Genomic DNA, 18208 nt, shown 5'->3' with positions numbered 1-18208 from the left:
TAATAGTTACAAAAGTTTTAGCCGAATCATCCATTCTTTCATCCGTTCTGGCCAGCTTGCTACAGGTAGTCCCGTTTTACGCAAACCGTAGCCATGGCCACCGCTTTCATAGATATGCAGCTCTGCGGAAGCCCCTGCTTTTTTTAAGGCGATGTATGTTTCGACAACATTCAGTGAAGAATACTTGTCATCATGAGCAATCACCATAAAAAAAGGCGGTGTTTGTTTGTTGATGCTTGGATTATCAGGTAGTCCACCCATATAAATAGGGGCAGCAAAATTGGCGGTAAACGAAACTTCGTCGTATTGGTCTACCGGCTGATAACTACGCTCTTTAATAATGGAAGTAAATCCTACAGCGATGCCACCAGCAGAGAATCCCATTATGCCAATTTTGTCTGCTTTAATGCCCAGTTCGGCCGCTCTGCCTCGAACAAGACTGACGGCACGCTGACCATCTTGTGCAGCGGCAAGCCAGTTTTTGTCTTTGTTAAAGGCTCGACCGGGTACGCGATATTTCAATACAATGGCTGTGACGCCAATAGAAGTTAACCACTCGGCGACTTCCGTGCCTTCTAAATCGTAAGCCAGAATCGACGTACCGCCACCTGGTGCAATGATGATTGCAGTGCCGGTAGCTATTTCTTTGTTGGGTTGGTAAATCGCTAGTGTCGGTTTAGTCACATTGGTCAAGCGAATAACTGGACGACCTGCTATAAGTTTTCCATCTTTCTTCGTTTTGTCATATTCTGGTGGTAGTTTGACATTGCCGCCAGGTGGTTCACCTGGCCATAATTTCCATATGATGGGTTCGGCGGCATGTACTTGAATGGCTGATAGACACATTGTTAGTATCATACTCATCAGTAACATTACTTTTTTTAGTAGGTATTTCATCATAGTTACCTGTTTTAAATAAATGTTGTCATTAAGAACTTGATAGATTGGAAGAAACTTAAAACTTGATGTTTAAACTACATTGTTGCCAATGAATATAGCCATTGCCTAAATCAAGATGATATTAGGCTGCTGTGCTTGAGTGGTATTAGCAATAGGCAAAAAAACATAAAGAGGTATATCAGTGCCTTATAAAGCATTTTCCTCAGTTTTTTGTGATGTTTATACGACGGCTAAATATCATTAGTGTCAATAAACTGATAAAGGACATACTGCCACCAGAGCTTTTTGAGTCTTTTTCAGTATCTTCAGCTTCTGTTGGTGTTTCAGTCACGGGCTCTGTTGGTGTTTCAGTCTCGGTCTCTGCTGGTGTTTCAGTCTCAGGTTCTGCTGGTGTTTCAGTCTCAGGTTCTGCTGGTGTTTCAGTTACCGAGTCAGCTTCGAGACTAAACTCGATCATAGTTAGGCTATTGGCTGCTATGTCTGCCATGTAGTTGCCAGTTGTAGCATCGCTCAATGGGTTGACGTCAGACAATTCCCCGGGTGATCTGAAGGTTCTTGCTTGATTGACTTTATCAATGCTGTAACCGTCAATGGTGAACTCCACTTCTTCAGTGCTGTCTTTTTTATTTAACAAATAAACAAACGCTTTGTTATCTTTTATTACCGTTGTGGTCATTATTTTATTATCGGTAGAGGTACTGCTGACCACATCACCGTTAATGGCATGTTTGTATAACTCAAAGACTTTAGCCATAGGGTTGGGGCTATTATTGTTGTCAGAGTCAACTAAAACCTGAAACTGTCCTGTTGCACTGCCGGCCCATTGAGTGGTCCACATTGAGGCTAATTCAAGGCCACCTTGAATAAATTGCAATTGCATTTCAGAGGCCATTAAGGCAGTTTGGAACGGGGTGTGATCAGGGTTGCTATTGTGATCTCCCGGCGCGACATTCCATTCTAACGACGCTAATTTTATATGTGGTTTACCTAAGTTAGCGACCATGTTATTGAAGTATTTTATCTCCTCGACATAGGTGCCGCCGTCATACCACTCGGTTTCATTCTCCATGGGAGTTTTTTCTTTCCAAGCATCCCAAGTGGAGGCATCCCATTTCCAATACCAATGCACATCAATGTAATCTATGTTGTCGCCAGCACTATTAATTAAGGTGGTATAGTCACTGACATTTTTTCGTAGATGTTGTTTCCAGTTGGCAATGATTTTAGCATCGGGCACCAGCTTTTTGATTTCTGCGGCGTAAATATTGATCTGCTCAGCGTAGCTTTGTGGTGTCCAATGCTCACCGTCGTTGTCTTTATCTTTATTGTATCCATTGCCTGAATGGTAGGTTTCATTGTCAAGGTAGAAGTACTTAACGTCAAAATTCTGAGATTGACAATATTCAATCATATCAATCGCTTCTTGTAGTGCATCAGCCTGTCTATCCCATTCCATTCCTGAGCTTAGGTTAATACCCAACATAGGTTCAGTGCCAGCGGCATTGCTCAGGATTATATACTCATCCAAATCCATATATTGTGAAGGGTTTTCATTGCTTGACGTATTGTAATTAGGATTCCACTGGTCAACCCAACCCACACCGGTCAAATCATTCCAGTGATACATGGTAGAAACGGTTCCACCTGGCCAACGGAGAAAACCCGCGCCAATGTTTTTATATAATTGCGCCATAGAGCCATCGGCATAAATAACATCGTTTTCTATTGAATAAACTAAACCTTGCCCTTGTATCATTGGATGAACGGTATGGCTTATTTTGTTGGCGTCAATGTCTATCACTACTTGTGCGCTAACTTGGTGAGTTGCCGCCAATAAAAGTATCAGTGACGATATTAAGTGTTTCATGGAGTTCCCAAAGTGTTGGTATTTTACGATAAATCAAGATGCGCATAGTCACTGACAATTCATTGATAATTCAGCGACTATGTGCTCAAAAAACTATTGGTTATTGTTTGTCTAAGTTATTATCAAGTTGCACAGACAAACCGATTTCATCTTTAATGGTTATTTCTTTTTCACCGTATTTAACTTTTACGGTTTTACCCGTTGCGTTTTGAGTCACTTTTCGGATATTGGCAGAAACAAGCTGACCTTTATCCCAAGCAATATCTATTTCAAAACCACCACGAGCACGTAAGCCTTTAATTTGTCCCTTAGACCATGCATCAGGTAGTGCTGGTAATAACTCTATTGCGCTATCATGAGACTGTAATAACATTTCAGCTATGCCCGCGGTTGCGCCCATATTGCCATCCAGTTGGAAAGGAGGGTGCGCAGATAAGAAATTGTGATAAACACCACTGTCATAGTCTCCGTGGTTATTCACTAATACACCTGAACTATCCGTTTCTTTAAAACCCACTGAACGCATGGTGCGTTGTAGTAATTTATGGGCGCGGTTACCGTCGGCTAATCGAGCCCACAAATTAATTTTCCAGCCTAAAGACCAGCCTGTTCCGCCATCCCCTCGAGCATTGAGTGATACTTTCGCTGCTTCGGCTAACTCAGGAGTGCTAAGTCGGCCAATTTGGTTACCTGGATAAATGGCAAACATATGTGATACGTGACGATGTTTATTGTTTGGATCATCTAAGTCTTCAGCCCATTCTTGTAGTTGTCCCCATTTTCCTATTTGTGGAGGAAGTAATTTTTCTTTCGCTGAAGCCACTCTGTCTGTATAAGCGCAGCTGAATGAGGAAACCTGACAAGCTTTTAGGTAGTTAGTAAAGAGGTTATAAACGATTTGATGATCCATAGACGCACCACCAGATATACCGCCATGCTCAGGTGAGTAGCTTGGAATTGAAATAAGCTGTCCCTGTGCATTTTCTTGCAAGTACTCTAACCAAAATAACGACGCTTGTTCCATTGTTGGTAAAGCACCTTGTGCAAGAAATGATTCATCGCCATTAAAGTCATAATGTTGCCATTGATGTTGGCTCACCCAAGCAGCCCCCGCGGGGAAGTAACCCCAAGGAAAACCCCAACCAGTTGAGGTATAACCAAAGATGTTATTCATGGTATTAACCACCCAACCATTAACACCAAAAAACGCTTTCGCACTTGCTTGGCCCGGTTCTACCAGGCTTTGAGTGTACTCAAGAAAGGGTACATGGGTTTCAGCTAAGTTAGTGACTTCTGCAGGCCAATAAATCATTTGTGCATTAATATTAAAGTGGTAATCAGATGCCCATGCAGGCACGAGAGAATCATTCCATTTACCTTGTAGGTTAGCGGGTAAAGAACCGGGTCTAGAGCTGCTAATGAGTAGGTAACGACCGTATTGGAAGAATAATGTTTCTAATCCTAAGTCACTCGGGCTTTTGCTGTAATTTAAAATACGTTGGTCGGTAGGAATATTTTTAACTAAATCAGCATTTTTAGAGTCCTTACCATCATCAAGTGTTAGCGCGACTCTGTGATAGAGGGCTTGGTAATCGTTAACATGTTCAGTCAATAAGTTTTGATAATCTTTATTAGTGACAGAGGTTAAGGTTTTTATATTAAACGCGGTGTAATCATTACCTTTATATTTCGGTGCTTGGCTTTGATAATCAGTTGCTGCGGTTAACAGCAATGTCATTGCTTTAGCGCCAGTAATGTTAGCTTTGCCGTCTTTAAAGCTTACTTCTCCGCCTTGTATTCGAATTTCTAACCTCGCTTCCATGGCCATATTATTGTCAGCAACATGGCCAGTCAATATTAAGGTATTGTTTTCACTGGTAACTTGGTGAGGGTGAAGAGAATCAAATCGAATAGTGTAATCAGCACCGACAGCAGCATCATTTTCATAATGAAATGCCATTACCCGAGAAGGGTAGTTAGCAAAGTATTCACGTTTATGATTAACATCACCGTCAAGGTAATTTACCGTAGCAACACCTGTTTCAAGATCAAGCGCTCTGGAATAATGGGTAGGTACAGTCGTTGAACCTTGGCTGACATAAACATCAGCAAAGGCTTGAAATGAGCCAAAGTCACCAAAACTATGACCTTTGGCATTTTTTTCTTCTTTGCTGATATGGCCGGTTAATTCTTTACTGGCTAGTTTATGGGCTAGTTCGAATTTACCCTGGGTGACTAATTCTCGAATGGCTGGTAATGCCTTGTGAGCATCTTTACGGAGACCGCTGTTGTAGTTTTTACTGGCTCCGGGGCCTCCCGCCCATAAAGATTGTTCGTTAAATTGAATCCTGTCTTCATTAATACCACCAAATAGCATGGCACCCATATAGCCATTGCCTATTGGCAATGCCTCAGTCATCCAATCTGTCGCAGGTTGTTTATACCATAGACGGTTTTGACCACTGCTGGCTTGGATTTGTTGGCTGCTTTTATCTGATGTATTAAGAGCCGATTTAGATTCAGGCGCTTTAGAACCATCTCCACATGCACTTACTAACACTGCGACAACAGCTAAAACGCTCAACTTTATTGAGCTTTTAACATTATTATATTTATTGTTTTTCAAGGTGTTATTCCTTTGTCTTTATTTTAATTTATAGCTAAAAGGCGTAGCAGGTAAGCCTTGGTCGTTATATAAATTTGCGTTTTCAGGGTTATTTCCCCAAGCGTAACGAACATACTTAGGTGCCTTAATGCTGTTAAGCCACACGGTCACTTGATTGTTTGTTAACTTTGCATTTGCCCAAGCAAACTTTTTATCTGAGCCAGCAATGGCAAATCCCAGTAGTTTCTCGCCTTTAACCATTAGGCCATTATTAATATGTCTGAAGTTAATCTTTACCCGGTTATCAGTTACCGTGGCAGTACCAAAAAGCGGGCTAGTGAAATTTAACGCTTTATCGCCATAGACAAGGTGCCTGGCACCTAAGGCTAAACGCTCACCAACAGTTTTTTTATCCAGTGGATGAATATTGTGTCGCTCACCGACATCAATCGCTAGCGCCATGGCGGTGTTTTCTACCGTATTTAATACCTGTGTTTGTGCCGCTCTAATATCAGCCCATGCACTTTCTGTAGGTGTATCATCTGGCTGCATGAAGTTAGCTAACTGCACAAACATAAAAGGTAATTGCGGTTGATTAAATAACTGCCGCCATTGATTGATCATGGTGGAAAATTTCTCTGAATATCTGGCAGGATCAGGTGTATTGCTTTCTCCCTGATACCAAATTACCCCGGCAAAGTTCATCTTAGCCAGTGGTGCAATCATCGCGTTATATAATCCAACCGGTTTGAAATCTAGGCTAGTGCGGTGCATTAACAAAAAAGGTAATTTTTTAGCTGTTGGATTTTTTTGCCACCAGTCAGCTCTTTCTTTCGCATAGTCTTTTTTAAGTTGCTTGATATATTTGTTATCAGCCAAGTTATAAGCCAGCGCTTGAGTTTCAGGAAAGTTCTCTAAAGACTCAACACTCATCCATGACTCAACCGGTGTAGCCCCAACATTTGACGAAATGATACCAATAGGCACTTGGTATCTTTGATATAAATCTTTAGCAAAAAACCAGGCAACCGCAGAAAATTCACCGACAGTATCTTGACTTGCAGTAAGCCAGTTGCCGTTTTCAATATCTTGCTGAGGGCCTTTAAAAACATAATGTCTTTTAACTTTAAATTGACGAATGTCAGGGTATTGTTCAAGTTTGTCTTCTTGTGGGAATTGAGTAAGCGCTTCTTTAACTTTAAATTCCATATTCGATTGTCCAGAGGCTAAATAAACATCGCCAAAAGCAATATTACTGACTTTAATGGTATTGGCCTCGCCTTCAACGCTAAGCGACTGTTTTATCGCAACGGATTGAGCGGGCAAAGAGATTAACCAAACGCCTTTATTATCTGCTTGGCCTTGATAAGTTTTACCTTTTAAACTTACCTGTATTTTTTCACCTTCTGCAGCGGTTCCCCAAATATTAATCGGGTAGTCTCGTTGTAAAACCATTGAATCGGCAAACACGGTGGCTAATTTTACTTGCGCTTGAGCAACTCCCATTGAAAGGACAAAGGCAGCAATAGAAAACCAAGTTAACATCGTATTTTTCGTTTTGATTATAGAAGTTCGGGTTATGTTATTCATCGTTACTACTTTTCGTTAATCGAGCTACTTCGTTTAGTAGCAAAGGGAAGGCTGGAGCCTTGATGTTGTGGCCATAGCCATCAAGTTCTAACAGCTGTGTTTGTTTATGACCAGCGACTTTCATCATTCGCATCATGTAGGCATTTTCTTCATAACGTCCGAGCATTTCCTTCTCCCTGTCACCTGTGATTAGTAACAGAGGAGGGGCGTCAGAGCGAACATGATAAAGCGGCGCTAATTTATCAATAATAGGGCGTGTACCAGCGATACCCATTTCTTTGCGAACGGTAAAATGGGTAATGGTATGGCCGCTGAAGGGAATTAAACCAGCAAGAGTATTAGCATCTATATTATGTGCAGCTAGCCATCTTTTATCTAATCCCACCATACTTGCTAAATAGCCACCTGCAGAATGACCTGATAAAAAGATTTGAGACTTGTCGCCTCCGTAATTCTCTATATTATTAAATGTCCATGCGACTGCCGCCGCAGCGTCTTTTAGGTAAGTGGGGGATTTGACCTTTGGAAACAAACGATAGTTAGGCGCTACCACACAAACACTTTGTTGTTTTAGTGCACTTGGAATGTACTTTTGACCACTGGTTAACCCACTACCATGAAACCAAACGATAGTGGGCAATAATTGTTCGCTGTTAGGACAATAAACATCTAAAACGGCACGTTGTTTTATATAAATATTGCTTTGCATAATCTCGTTAGAATAATAAGGCATATTAACTGCAGTTAGCGAGTCAGACTTTGTTGCGCCAAAGCTCGAAAATGCAAACATGGAAAGCAGTGGAATTAAAATAGATAATTTTGTCATATTGTTCATGCTAATTGTGACGTTAAGCTGATAAGAGAACTAGCTATCGAAAATCATGATTGATAATAAATAGCTAGATATTCTCTAAATTGGGCAAAACTTATTTTTTGTGCACAACTGCAAACTCTTCAATCGAGATTTTCTTATCTAGATTGATATCTAATTGCGTCATTTTGGTTTCGTTTTTACTGATTTGTTTGGCTTCAGAAAAGCCTGCTTTAGTCATCCAATCTCTAGATGTTGCTCGCAGTTCAGTTAGACTCAAAGAACCATTATTATCGGCATCTAAATCAGCAAACCGAACTTTCACAAAATCGGTAATATCTGTGTTTGCCATCGCTGTAAGCGAAAGGCACGTGAGCGTAAGTAATATTAATTTTTTCATTTTTTTCTCCGTTTATTATTAGAATTATCAAGGGTATAAGTTTTTAGTTTGTACTGCCAAACACTTCAATTTCACCGATACCGAATGGCACAGACGTGTCTTCAACAACAAAGGTGACTTTCAAAAAGCGCACTTTGGTGTTGTCTTTTACGTCAAAACTAATGGTTGGTACGCTACCTGAGATAAACTCGCCGCTAGCGACTGTTTTCCAGCCTTTGCGATTTAACGATGTTTCAATGTTAATTTTTACATCAGCAGCTGGTTTAAAGGTAAATTCTACCCGCTCTACATCGTAGAAATTCTCCATGTCTAGCTCCCACCACACTTGGCCATTGCTAAGGTCAGGTGCCCATTGGCGCCATTTGTGACCGTCATTAGCCCATGCAGGATCACTGCTTCCTTTATCGTTAGTACGATTTGGTCGAGCGTCAGATATTCTTACGGCCACTTCTTCCTTGATGGCTTTAGTCAAACGGTAGTCAATATAAGGACGGTCTTGTGCAATTTTTGAAATACCTTTTTCAAACATTGGGTTGCCAACAGTGGTAATTTCAATTTGAGCTGATGCTAAACCTTTCGATGTTGCCTCAATGACAGTGATACCACCATGATATGAACGAAACTCGGTTGCTGCATGACCATCTAGGATTTGAATTTCATTACGGGTAGTATTGTTAAAAGTAATGCTTCTGCCGGTTGGAAATTCACCTGGACCAGAAATAATAGTTAGAGTGACTGTTGGGCTGTTTGAAATGTGCGTGCCATTAGCGTCTAATACTTGAACATTAATATGCGAGTCATCCGTGGCATTGGTACCTTGAATAGTCGTTTTATCAGCAAACAGTTTTAAACTTTTAGCGATGCCTTGTTCTGGCCACTGTGGCGGCGCAATGCCTTTAAAGTAATTGCGATACCAGTACCAAGCACGTTTTGGAATTCGAGCAAAATCTACGATGCCCATTTCACCCATATTGCCGGCTATACTACCGTGATCAAAGCCACACCAAATGGCATGACCACTACGCCATGCAGGTTTTTCGCCATCTTTTATATGAGAAGTCCAACAAGCATCATAATCACCGGGTCTGTCAGTTACACAGGAGCCATATTCGCTGACCATATTGGGGATACCCGGATCTCTGTCTCTGGTGCCGCCATCACCGTTATAACCGGCAATATCACCTAAAATATCAACACCTGCTCGTTGTGCGCCGCCAATCATTGCTTTTCGAGTAGGGTCAAGTTTATGTGACAAATCGACCATATCTGATAACAAGCCTTTCATATCATCAATGACTTCATTGGCACTAAAGAAAGCTTCGTTACTCATACTCCAAGCGATTACCGATGGGCTATTTCGATTGATCAAAATAAGCTCTTCAAGGCTTTTTGCTGCGCTTTTTTCGTAAGCGGGTTTATCTTTTTCATGAATAGGGTAAGTGCTTGAGTCCCAGTAACCGTCATCTTTAAAACCACCAATGCCCCAAATAGAGTTTTCAGGGATGAACATTAAGCCAAGTTCATCACACACTTGGGTAAAATAAGGATGATGAGGGTAGTGCGAGCCACGAATGAAATTAAAACCAGCATCTTTCATTAGTTTTAAGTCACGATAAACACCGGCTTTGGTTACCGCATCGCCCCAACCAGCATGGTCCTGATGCACGTTTACGCCTTCAAGGTATAAATGTTCGCCATTTAAGAAGAAGCCTTTATCGGCGGTCCATTCTACCCATTTGAAACCAAATTTAGTTTGGTAGCTATCAACTAGCGTGTTGCCTTCATAGATAGTAGTAAATACGTTATATAACTCTGGAGTATCAGGTGACCATAATTTTGGTTGCTTTATTTCATAGCTATTTTGTTCAAGTTCTAATGTTTGACCAGCGTTAATAGACGTCTTTGTTAGCATGTCAGTTATTTTATTATTGTTACTGTCTGCTATGACTGTTATTAAAGTAAATTCTTTGGCTTTATTGCTGTTATTTTCTATGGTGGTTTTTACATTAACTATTGCTTTTTCTTTGCTCACCGTAGGCGTAGTAACAAAGGTACCGTTCCAAGCGACATGCAAGGGGTTAGTTACACTAAGATAAACATCGCGGTATATGCCACCGCTAAATACATGTTCACCCGCACGAGGAGCAAGTTGTGCGTCCCATACGTTGTTCACTCGAACCGCTAATAGATTTTCTCCGGCCTTAGCCGCTTTGCTAATATCGACAGTAAAACCGGTATAACCACCACGGTGAGAACCTACTTTCTGTCCATTTAAATAGATTTCTGCTACTTGAAAGACACCATCAAACTCTAACGTTAAGGTTTGGTTTAACCACTTTCCATCAAGTTGAAGCGTTTTTTTGTACCAGCCATAACCGGTATAAAAACTTTCCGAACGATAGTAGGGCAGGCTAAAAGAGTGGGGCAAACCTACACTTTGCCACTTTACGTTTTGGTTTTGGTTTTGGTTTTGGCCACCAACAGATGCTTCTTTACCAGAAAAGTCATCCGTTTCTGAACTAAAAGTAAACTGCCAATCTCGGTTGATGTTTTCTTTCAATCGAGTGTTTTGGTTATTTTTGTCATGATTGTCACTCGTTTCGTCATATGAACAGGCCGTTATAAAAATAACGCTCAAAGCCAAAATTATTTGTAAATACTGTTGTAGTTTTTTCATCTTTAAAGAATTCACTCTTCACTGTTAATGTGTTTTGAAAAACACAGTAAGATAGGGGGAACGTTACCATTATGTCTTATTATATACAATAAGGACTTAATGCAACGTTCATCATTCTATTTGTCGTGGGCTACTTAGCTAACGTTAACTTTATTACTTCATGTAAACCATCAGGCCCTGCAGCTGGGTTGTCGATGACTAACTCGCCTTCAATATAGCTAAACTCAACAGACTCACCGGTGCGCAATAATGTGACTGCTTTAATCACCGGAACATCTTGAACTTTAATTGCTTTACCAGGTTCAGTATGGGTGTAATAGGGCTTTTTCCATCGACCCCAAGACTTGGAATCTTTCTGTTCTCCAGGTCTGGCATGTAAATACCAAGTGTTACCATCAACTGATGTGGTAATAGGCACATTGGATTGCTCAGGAAAATGCGTACCTTTAGTCTCAAATATAGAGACATCTGCCCAAGCCATCCAACGGCTCATGGTTTCCATGGCTTTATAATTAGCAGGAGCAAGAGTGCCGTCTTCACGTGGTGACATATTTAACAGCATATTGCCTTGCCAAGAACGTATTCTGGCCAAAGCATAAAGTGTGTCGGTTAAATTACCGGTTTGGTTTCCTAAGTCATTATTGGCATGATAAAACCAGCCAGAGCGGTTAAAGGTCATGCACACTTCCCATGGGGTATCTTGCTCAATGAGCTTTTTAACATGTTGCCACTCTAAGCTATGAAAGCCTTCTGGGGTGACATAACTTGAACCTGGGAATTTGCCTTTATTCTTGCCATCGTGGTACCAATTACCACGATTGTTAAATAGCATATCGGGATTATATTTTTGGGCGGTTTCTTCAAAACTCACCGGCAAACCAGTATCCCACCACCAAATATCGGGTTGGTATTTTTCCATGACTTCAAAAGCCATTTGACGTTTTTGTTCAACGATTTCAAGCGGAAGCTTTTCTACTGAGTTGGGGTTTAATGGCTTGCCATAAAAGTCCCAGCCCATGCCGTTATTACCCCATTTATAGTTCATGTAACCTTTATCTAAATGCCAATCAACCGCAGAGAAATAAAAGCCTACTTTCATGTCATTATCACGCGCAGCATCAACATAAGGCTGTAGTAAATCTTGTCCGCCTAAGTATTTTTGTACGCCAAGGTCGGTGTGCTTACTTGGCCATAAGGTATAACCATCATGATGCTTTGAGGTCAGTATGGTATATTTAAAACCTGCTTTTTTAGCGGCATCAAGCCACTTTTTAGGCTGATAATTAGCCGCGGTAAAACCTTTTGGCGCACGATTATAATAATCTTCTGGCACAATTTTAGGCTGACTTGGCTGCCCCTTCTTTGCTTGCCTCATTCGCCAGACATCTTCGATATCAGGCACTGAGGCGGGCCCCCAGTGAATAAACAGGCCCAAGCCTGCGGTTCTAAACCATTGTGCCTTTTCAGTAAGAGCTAAAGGGTTTTGTAACTGATAACGACCAGGCAAGCCTTTATCTTGTTTGGCAGTACCAGTCATGTTTGCGGCCATATTGGCCACGGCATTGAGCTCTGCAAAGGTATCATCTTCGGACTGAGAAGATGCATCGTCTTGGTTACTACAAGAGGCGATTACTGCCATCGACATGCAAAGCAAAGTTTTTTTTGCGATATTTTTTATAGATTTCATTTTTGTTTCTTACTAAATAGTCTTATTATTGATTTTTTAAGGGGTGGTTCAATAGCTTCAGCCCAAACGGGGTATTGATCTACATTAGGGTGTAAAAAGTCGCTCATGATTTGTTTGCTTAATACACTTTGTTGTTGTTAAGTTTCTTTTGCGCTAAACTCTGTAATTTTTTTAAGTCGAAAGAATATTCTTGCTTAATATTATTGCCTGTTGAGTCGAATCCATTGACTTGATTAGAAAAACTGTTGTTTTTGAAAAAGACATCTTTTATCTCTTTTAGGCTGATTTTAATTTCATCTTCAAAGTGAATTTCATTGTTTTCCAATAGGGTATTCATAGGCCAAGGGCCACCCCAGTTATCCATATCAACTAAAGTATTATCTACACCTTGAGCTTTTTTAGGAATAATAATCAAATTGTCATAAATATGAGTATTTTCAATAGGTCCGGTTAAGTGGAATGTAGGAGAAAACATGCCTTTGTGAGTAGGGTAGGGACGTATGCCATCATTAATACTGACATTACCGCGAATAATGGTTTTTACGGTGCCAATGTTTTTATCTTGTTTATATTTTTTACCGTTGTTACACACCAATAAGAAACCACCGTAGTTATCATGGCTGTAGTTATGCTGAATAATAGTACCGATAGAATTGAAGTCTGAATCAAAACCTTGGCCATCCCATTTAGCTTTATGACCGCTCACTTCATTATATTGAATGAGGGTATTGTCAGCGCTCCACGGCCATATGCCTGCGGCAGCATCACCTTCGGGCAAGGTATCAGGGAAGTCTCGTAGCAAATTGCCTTCAACTAATGCGCCATCGGTGCCGATGACAACAATGCCATCACCAGGTACTTTCTCGATGACGTTACCTTTTATGACCACATCAAGACTAGGGTACCAATTTTTTCTGCTAGCAATACCTTGAAAGTTGATGCCATTTCGCTGGGTATTATGAATATGATTATTTAAAATTTGTAAGTCGATGAACCGAGAAGGGATAGCACCGCCACTGGTTTGAGTCAAAGAATAGTTATCAACCCACATTTGCGACTTAGCCGTTTTGTAAATGTTTATCAAATCTTCACCTACCGTTCTCAAGAAAATTTTAAACGGCTTGTTAGTATCAATATCTTTTGGCGTTTTAAAGGTATCTTCAATAGTTACCCAAGTTAGATCAGAGTTAACTTCATTAGTTAAGGTGACTGATGTCTCATTTGTTTGACCGAATTTAGTATAACTATAACCCCAAACTAAAGAGCCTAGTGCCGCACCATCAGCCGAAACAACATAATCACTATTAAGGTTAATGTTTTCAATTTCACGGGCAATACCGTGCTTATGAGAAGATCGTCCTTCGTTTATGTATAGATAAACACCATCTGAGCCTTCAGGGGCAAGTGTACTAAATCCATTTTCAACCTTTGTTCGAGTATGATTCATGTATCGAACCCAGCCAGAACCATGAGCATCGTATGCCTTCGTTTTACCTGTTTTTGTTTCAATATAAAGAGCCGAGTCTTGATCGACTTTGACTGTACCAATATCCCAATCATCTGTAGGAAAGCCTGTCAGGGCGTCAATTTCACCTTTTGTAACGGCGGTAGTTTTAACGCCACCATCATTGTTTTTAATTAAAATGCCACCACCAGCACCCTCTTTTTTAGATAACTTGCCATTTACATGTGAGATGGTCAGGTTGTTCAGCACGATGTGATGCAGCTCACCAATATTTTCTGCACTAACAACAACGCCTCTGCGTCCTCCTTGAGCCTTTTCCCCAAAGTTGGTAAAGGCTAAATTATTCACTTCCCAGTGCTCGACATTGTGTAGTAATAAGGCATATGGTTTCCAGCCTTGGCCATGAATTTGCGGCTTTTTACCTCCACCATAAGAATCAACAATGATCGGGTTATTTTCTTCGCCATTACCTTTGAGTATAAGCGCTCCTTCGTAGGCAGTATCTGTTCTAAACAATATTTTATCGCCAGGCTTAAAGGTGTGTTGATTGACTTTATAGGTAGTCGCCCAAGCCTTCCTAGCGTTTTTGCCACTGTTCCTGTCATTGCCCTTTTTTGCATTAACATAATAGGTGGAGGCAAAACTATGTGTTGCCGTAAATGTTAGTAGCAATGTTATTGTTATTAATAGAACTTTCATCTTATAAACCTTGTCTGTTTAATAATATATTCATCGTTATTACTTTTTGGTAATAACGGAGTATTTCGAAAACCGTGTCAACCTGAGCTATTTTTTGCCATACGAGCGAGGTAAGAAGACCTGCAAACGTGGTCGAGCCAGTAAGCCCATCATCATTAAAATCCCCGCAAATGAGAAACTACCGCCACCACCATTGGAATCTTCAGTATTATTGGGAGGTGTTGCCTTCTGGGATATGGTAATTGTTGTATTTGCAGTGAAACTACCGTCTGTTGAAGTAACGGTAATAGTTGCTGTTCCATTTTTTACTGCGGTTACCAATCCATTTGAACTTACGGTGACTACGGCGCTGTTATCACTGCTCCAGGTGACGTTGGTATTGGTCGCATTGTCGGGAGTAATAGTTGCGCTCAGTTGCAGGGTATTGTTTATATATAGCGTTCCGCTTTGGCTTGATAGTGATATTCCTGTTACCGCTATGTCTGTTACAACGGCTGTCGTTACCGTTATGGTTGTTGATGCGGTGAAACTTCCATCAACACTCGTTACTGTAATTTTTGCAGTTCCTGCACTTACTGCCGTTACCTTGCCAGTTGAATTCACCGTGGCTACTGCACTATTATTACTGCTCCAAGTGACGCTGATATTGGCAGCATTGCTCGGCGTTATCGATGCGCTTAGTTGCTGTGTATCACCAACATGGAATGCTCCATTTTGGTTAGATATGGCGATACCAGTAACCGCTATCAGTGTAGTGTTTGTCTTGACATATAAAACCCGAATAACACCGCCTGGTATGGTGGTTTGAATTTCATTGCCATTAACACTAATGTTTTGTCCGGTGGCATAATCTTCTACAGAAAGAATTTCAATCTGGTCACCGGCTTCAATCGTTACAACGCCATCGTCCATGGTAAAATATTCAGTACCGACAATATAAAGCAAGTAACCCGTACTATTTTCATTAGGGCTGTTTTCATCAACACTATTTTCATAGAGAGAGTGTTCATAGACAGCCATAAAGGCATCATTCGATCGGAAAGGGTGATGACTTGCCGCGACTTCAAAGGCATTGAGCAGGGTATTTTTATCTAGGTATTTGGTATCGCTGCCTAAATAGACATGACGATCAGTTTTAATCAAATCAAAATCAACCGCACCTGCTCTTTTCGCATAGGGACTTGGTACTATGGGTACAAGACCATAAGGAGTTTTAAAGTTATTGGCGCGGTTATATTTAATCTCATACACGTATTTGTAGATGTTTTTTTCAGGTAACGGTTGTAAGCCAGTGTGTTGTCCTAAAACACCACTGTTTAATTCTGAATTGGCGTTAAAGTCCCACAAGCCAAGAAACCATTGATCTTCTATTTTCTGCCATAAGTCATCGTTGTACTCTAAGCCAATGGCCGTCGAAGATAGATTCTTCAGTTGATTACTGTGATAACCAGGGAAGATACCTTTGCGTAGATATTGAAAAAACACAGCATCTTCTTGCGGATTCCATGGCGAATTTGGATTAGAGGTTATTTTTTTCATATCCTCTATTGCGGGTACGCCATGTTCAAATTGAAAATAGCGTGCGCCCATGGCAGCAGCCATCATATTTGCTCGGGTCATTAATTCGCGAGGCACCATGCCTGGAATAAGGTGTTTGCTTTGGTCAACCCACATCCAATCTTGAATTGAAACGCCCCAACCGTCGGTAAATCCAGCCGTTTCAAGGCCTAGCAGGGCGTTATAGGCCAAATAAGCACCATTAGCATTGTTACGAGCAATGGGGATAATCGTGCCCTTAAGCTCAGGTGCAAACCATTGGCTGATAACATCAGGATCGCCAGCATATATCGCCCAACCTGCTTGATTTTCTTGTACATTAATCGTTTTACCTTTGGCTTTAACCAATTGCGCGACCTCAAGTACCATTGGAAAAAAGACCTCTTTCCATGGATCGTTTTCCGCACGGGCATATCGGGCATTTTCAGCGGTGGCAAAGCCATAACATGAGTTAGGAGCGCGTTCGAGCACTTCGGCTACTTCAGCCATCGATATATTTGCAGGACTCGACCCCGATGATATTTCAAAAGTAAAGGCAATATCTTCGTCTTCGAGCCAATCGGTAAGGTCGAGCAACTGCTGATGGGTCATTTTGGTTTTGGTATTAACGGGGATTTCTAATACCACTTTAACGTTCGGTGCCAAGGCTTCAAATGCCTTCATTATATCGGAAAAGTCTTTTTGCATATCTCGATAGTCAGGGTTGGCATTGCCTCTGATAAATAGTACGTGAGGCTTGGCACCTTCCTTCAGAGGAATGTCATCCAAAAGTTGAATGCTATCCGCCAAGGTTGCTAATGCCGGTGCCGTCAAGTTAACTTCTGGTAGCAGCGGGTAATTTTCGGATTCGAAGTCGCTACTGGCAATGGTGTAATAAGAATTGTCTCTCGTCCCTACAGAGCCTGCTATGATAGTCGCTTTATCAGCACTGAGGGTAACCGTTAATGGCAGACGCATATTCTCTTTGTAAATTCTTGTTTTATTACGCAGTGTAAAACCATCAGCATCAAGCCCTTGAACAAAGACGTTATTTTCGAAAACACTTGGATCAAAAGCCAGCACATCTAAGCCGTCAGCGGGTAGGAAATCATCAATAAGGGCCATGCCTGCACTGGTTGTTATGTCACCAAAGGTCCAGAGGATACTCAAGTTGCCATTCTCATCATCACCTTCATAGGCAAGGGTGTAGTTGTTATTAACGACACCCGCACTAATGATAATGATCTCTTGCTTGGCATCGTTATTGATATTGACTAAAAAGAGATCGCCTCTTTTGCCGCTGGAACCCAGTTTATCGTATGCAATGCGTGAGCCATTGGTATTAAAAACCGAGACCACGCCTTTGTTATCAAGTACAACCACGTCGTCCTTGCCATCCCCGGTCACATCACCCACTTTAAGCGCTTGATACCAGGTATCTGGCTTATTCCAAACAGTGCTTGGGTAATTCCAAGTATGTTTTTTGATGACAGTTAAATTGGTGTCGAAAAAAAAGACAATTCCGTCATAGGTTGCGCCAAATATTTTGCCCGAGCCTTCTGTAGAAACACCGATTGTCGCAAAGGGCACACCATGAACATAACGACTTAATATTGCTCCCGTATCGGACAATACATAAAGCGTGCCTGCGTCATCATGGGTGGCGACAATAACTTCTGCTTTGCTATCACCGACTAAATCGGCACTGATCAGCTGTGAAGGTAAACCTTTTGTGTCAAATGACCACAGGGTATCGCCATTGGAATCAAGAGAATAAACATGATTGTCTTGCGCCCCTAAAAATAGGCCGGTTTGAATGCCATTTTCAATTTTTGGGGCTATCTGCCATATTGGCGCAGGGGCATCATGCTGTTGCCATTCGAATGATTGGGCAGTTAAACTTAAAAGACAGTTTAGTAAAAATATTGCCGCTAATAATAATGTTTTCATTTTATAAAACCTTGTACTGTA

Annotated in this window: 10 protein-coding genes; all 10 read right to left on the bottom strand. The window is 41.1% G+C overall.

Annotated features, from left to right (window positions below; translation table 11 throughout):
- Positions 1-6: 6 nt before the first annotated feature.
- On the bottom strand, positions 7-900 hold the full coding sequence (locus F580_RS0117025; protein ID WP_026301509.1) for an alpha/beta hydrolase: 894 nt from the start codon (positions 898-900) through the stop codon (positions 7-9).
- A gap of 202 nt (positions 901-1102) precedes the next feature.
- A complete protein-coding gene (locus F580_RS0117020; RefSeq protein WP_019028956.1) occupies positions 1103-2767 on the bottom strand; it encodes a hypothetical protein in 1665 nt (554 codons plus the stop codon).
- Between the two features lie 100 nt (positions 2768-2867).
- On the bottom strand, positions 2868-5393 hold the full coding sequence (locus F580_RS0117015) for a glycoside hydrolase family 95 protein (RefSeq protein WP_019028955.1): 2526 nt from the start codon (positions 5391-5393) through the stop codon (positions 2868-2870).
- A gap of 18 nt (positions 5394-5411) precedes the next feature.
- A complete protein-coding gene (locus F580_RS0117010; protein ID WP_019028954.1) occupies positions 5412-6962 on the bottom strand; it encodes a sialate O-acetylesterase in 1551 nt (516 codons plus the stop codon).
- Positions 6955-7788 carry an alpha/beta hydrolase gene (locus F580_RS0117005; protein ID WP_019028953.1) on the bottom strand — a complete coding sequence of 278 codons (834 nt, stop codon included), beginning with the start codon at positions 7786-7788 and terminating at the stop codon, positions 6955-6957. Before F580_RS0117005 ends, F580_RS0117010 begins: the two co-directional genes overlap by 8 nt.
- Before the next feature lie 100 nt (positions 7789-7888).
- Complete coding sequence (locus F580_RS0117000; protein ID WP_019028952.1) at positions 7889-8173, bottom strand: EF-hand domain-containing protein; 285 nt, start codon at positions 8171-8173, stop codon at positions 7889-7891.
- A gap of 43 nt (positions 8174-8216) precedes the next feature.
- Complete coding sequence (locus tag F580_RS0116995; protein WP_019028951.1) at positions 8217-10850, bottom strand: glycoside hydrolase family 2 protein; 2634 nt, start codon at positions 10848-10850, stop codon at positions 8217-8219.
- A 130-nt stretch (positions 10851-10980) separates the two neighbouring features.
- A complete protein-coding gene (locus F580_RS0116990; protein ID WP_019028950.1) occupies positions 10981-12537 on the bottom strand; it encodes an alpha-L-fucosidase in 1557 nt (518 codons plus the stop codon).
- Positions 12538-12655: 118 nt separating this feature from the next.
- Entirely contained in the window at positions 12656-14701 is a 2046-nt protein-coding gene (locus F580_RS26730) for a right-handed parallel beta-helix repeat-containing protein (RefSeq protein ID WP_019028948.1), read from the bottom strand.
- An 87-nt stretch (positions 14702-14788) separates the two neighbouring features.
- Positions 14789-18187: an Ig-like domain-containing protein gene (locus F580_RS25640; RefSeq protein WP_020621318.1), complete on the bottom strand. Its 3399-nt coding sequence runs from the start codon at positions 18185-18187 to the stop codon at positions 14789-14791.
- Positions 18188-18208 lie beyond the last annotated feature (21 nt).

Source organism: Colwellia piezophila ATCC BAA-637 (genome assembly GCF_000378625.1).
Classification (GTDB): domain Bacteria; phylum Pseudomonadota; class Gammaproteobacteria; order Enterobacterales; family Alteromonadaceae; genus Colwellia; species Colwellia piezophila.
This window is presented reverse-complemented; position numbering and strand designations above follow the sequence as displayed.

Bases quoted from the DNA above. Each gene is read 5' to 3' on its own strand.
- F580_RS0116990 (WP_019028950.1), bottom strand. From the start codon at position 12,537: ATGAAATCTATAAAAAATATCGCAAAAAAAACTTTGCTTTGCATGTCG.
- F580_RS0117005 (WP_019028953.1), bottom strand. From the start codon at position 7,788: ATGACAAAATTATCTATTTTAATTCCACTGCTTTCCATGTTTGCATTT.
- F580_RS0117010 (WP_019028954.1), bottom strand. From the start codon at position 6,962: ATGAATAACATAACCCGAACTTCTATAATCAAAACGAAAAATACGATG.
- F580_RS0117020 (WP_019028956.1), bottom strand. From the start codon at position 2,767: ATGAAACACTTAATATCGTCACTGATACTTTTATTGGCGGCAACTCAC.
- F580_RS0117000 (WP_019028952.1), bottom strand. From the start codon at position 8,173: ATGAAAAAATTAATATTACTTACGCTCACGTGCCTTTCGCTTACAGCG.
- F580_RS0117025 (WP_026301509.1), bottom strand. From the start codon at position 900: ATGATGAAATACCTACTAAAAAAAGTAATGTTACTGATGAGTATGATA.
- F580_RS25640 (WP_020621318.1), bottom strand. From the start codon at position 18,187: ATGAAAACATTATTATTAGCGGCAATATTTTTACTAAACTGTCTTTTA.
- F580_RS0116995 (WP_019028951.1), bottom strand. From the start codon at position 10,850: ATGAAAAAACTACAACAGTATTTACAAATAATTTTGGCTTTGAGCGTT.
- F580_RS26730 (WP_019028948.1), bottom strand. From the start codon at position 14,701: ATGAAAGTTCTATTAATAACAATAACATTGCTACTAACATTTACGGCA.